The sequence below is a fragment of the Bradyrhizobium sp. th-b2 genome (genome assembly GCF_000426785.1).
GTDB classification, from domain to species: domain Bacteria; phylum Pseudomonadota; class Alphaproteobacteria; order Rhizobiales; family Xanthobacteraceae; genus Bradyrhizobium; species Bradyrhizobium septentrionale.
Genome location: NZ_AUGA01000208.1, coordinates 1 through 2,330, shown reverse-complemented (window position 1 = coordinate 2,330; position 2,330 = coordinate 1). Strand labels below are relative to the sequence as shown.

2 protein-coding genes and 1 pseudogene are annotated in these 2,330 nt (G+C 60.5%); 2 read left to right on the top strand and 1 reads right to left on the bottom strand.

Translation table 11 applies throughout. The annotated features are described in order from the left end of the window. Nucleotides 1-267 precede the first annotated feature (267 nt). Entirely contained in the window at nucleotides 268-534 is a 267-nt protein-coding gene (locus K359_RS62875) for a hypothetical protein (protein WP_156929140.1), read from the top strand. A 437-nt stretch (nucleotides 535-971) separates the two neighbouring features. Here the strand turns inward: K359_RS62875 and K359_RS62870 are convergent, their stop codons facing one another. Further along, complete coding sequence (locus K359_RS62870; RefSeq protein WP_156929139.1) at nucleotides 972-1,220, bottom strand: hypothetical protein; 249 nt, start codon at nucleotides 1,218-1,220, stop codon at nucleotides 972-974. A gap of 46 nt (nucleotides 1,221-1,266) precedes the next feature. Between K359_RS62870 and K359_RS56565 the strand changes: the two are divergent. After that, nucleotides 1,267-2,244: pseudogene (locus K359_RS56565) on the top strand (IS66 family transposase); the annotation flags it as partial. Nucleotides 2,245-2,330: the final 86 nt, after the last annotated feature.

Sequence of the window (2,330 nt, the reverse complement as noted above, 5' to 3'; positions counted from 1 at the left end):
TGGAGCCGCGCTCTGCGCCACGCCTGCACACGGCGGAGGCGTGGCAGGATGGCCGGCCGCGCGACAGTGTCGATCCGCTCAAACTTGCTCGCCACGGCGGCTTTCCTCCAAGTCGTAGCCTAGCGCAGCTCGCGCTACGCATGGAAGAGGGTCCCGTGATCCTACGGACTTGGCCGCCACGGATTTGCAATCCTCCCATTATTGGGAGGTGGCTACTAGGCGTGGATGCGTAGAGTAACCGCCTGTCTTGAATATCGGACGAGTGAGATGGCAGCAGGATGGATGGTTTCAATCGGCGTTCCCAAAGCCGACGGCAAGCTTCGATATGTAACCTATGCGGTCGCAATGGCCGATGCGACAGAAGCCGTAAAGGCTTCGTTGGCGGCCAGCGCGGGCGAAGCAGCGATCTCGAATTCCGAACTACGCGAAGCTGACTTGAAGGGCCTCGGCGTAGGAGCTGGCGAGCTTGTGACCATATATGATGATCGGAATGATCCGCTGATCTCACGGACGTGGAGTCCTGATACCGGCTAGGATCGAGCCGCCCCAATTCTCAAGGCACCGCTGACCAGAGCCTTTCGGGCCGCGTGCGGTCGTTTGGCACGCTCGTTGCTGGGCTTGGTTGCTTGGCCCCGATGTCGCGGGACACCAAATCGTCAAAGTCAGAACTGGCGCGGGCGGCCGCGATGGTATTGCCAGCGACCCATCATAGGTTTCTCTCGGCAGAGATAAAGCGCATGATCAAACACCGAATGCTTTTCAAGCAAGCAAAGCCCTTACTGACCGTCTGTTGGAAGAGGCGGCGCGCTTAAGGAACTGCGCTGACCAGATGCCGGCATGCCCAAAGCGCGATGCGATATTGCGCAAAGCGCGGGAGCATCAAGTGACTGCCCACATGGCAGATTGGATTAGATCGTCCGGGATTAGGTGCCCAACTTAGCCGGCGGCCCTCATCTTACCCCGTGGAAGCTTCAACCCGAGACGCGATGAAGGGTGTGGTGGTAGTCTTCCGTGCGATGCGCGCCGATCGGGTGAAGATTGTCGTCTGAGATGGCAGCGGCCTTGTGATGTACTGGAAACGGCTGGATGGCGGCGGCTTCAAATGTCCTCCCATCGTGGCCGGCGTCATGCGGGTGAATGCCGCGCTTCTGGCCGGCATGGATTGGACGCGCATGCACGCGCCTCGAATCTCTCAGCCGAAAGCGCTTTGCGTAGGACATAAAGTCTTCGCTGCATCGTGGCGCGAAGCATGGCAGACTCGGGCCAATGAGTGATTTACCTGATGTGCTGCCGAGCGATCCAGCCGAGTTGCGTGTCTTTGCCGCGGCTCTACTGGATCGCTGCGCCAGGCTCGAGCGGCTGCTCAAGCTTGCAAAAGATGCGAAGTTCGGTCGATCGTCGGAAAAGCTGGACGCTGCTCAGCTTCAGCTTGGTTTGGAGGACATCGAAGAGGCCGTCGCGGCTCTCGAAGCAACCGAGAATCACGCCAATCCAAGAACCTGCGAGAAGAGAACTTCCAAGCGCGGGGCCAATCGTGGCAAGCTGCCGGAGCATTTGCCACGCATCGTCGAGACCCTGATGCCCGCTGCAACCTGCTGCCCGTGCTGCGCAGGCGTCCTTTTTGAAATTGGGAGCGATGAGAGCCAGAGGCTCGGCGTCGTACCGGCGCAGTATCGCGTAATTGTCACTCGCCGGCCCAAACTGGCCTGCCGCGCTTGTCATGGCGTCGTCCTCCAACATGCTGCGCCCGAACGATTGATCAAGGGGGACTGCCCACGGAGCGGCTGGTCGCGCATGTGATCGATGCCAAGTATCATTGGCATTTGCCGCTTTATCGCCAGGCAGATGTTGGCGACGCACGGCATCGCCATCGACCGTTACACGCTCGCCTTCTGGGTCGGCTACGCCGCCCAGGAGCTGGAACCCTTTTGGCATGGTTTGCGCGAGATTTTGCTCGCCTCTTCGAAGCTTTGTGTCGATGAGACCCCGGCGCCGGTATTGGATCCGGGGCGCGGCAGGACCAAAACCGGCTACTTCTGGGCGCTCTCGCGCGATGACAGGCCTTGGGCCGGATCTGACCCACCTGGCGTGGTTTACGCCTATGCACCAGGCCGTGGGGCCGTTCATGGCTTGAGGCTGCTTGAAGGATACCGGGGCATCATCCATTGCGATGGTTATGAGGCCTACAAGACCATGACCCGAGAGACGCGTGCGGACGCCCTGTCCGGTACGCTTGCCTTCTGCCGAGTAGGCGGGGGTGTTGCCATCCCCGCCCCTCACAGACCCGGACGAGCGGATTACCCGCATCCGGTTCTTCACGCGCAAGCTTC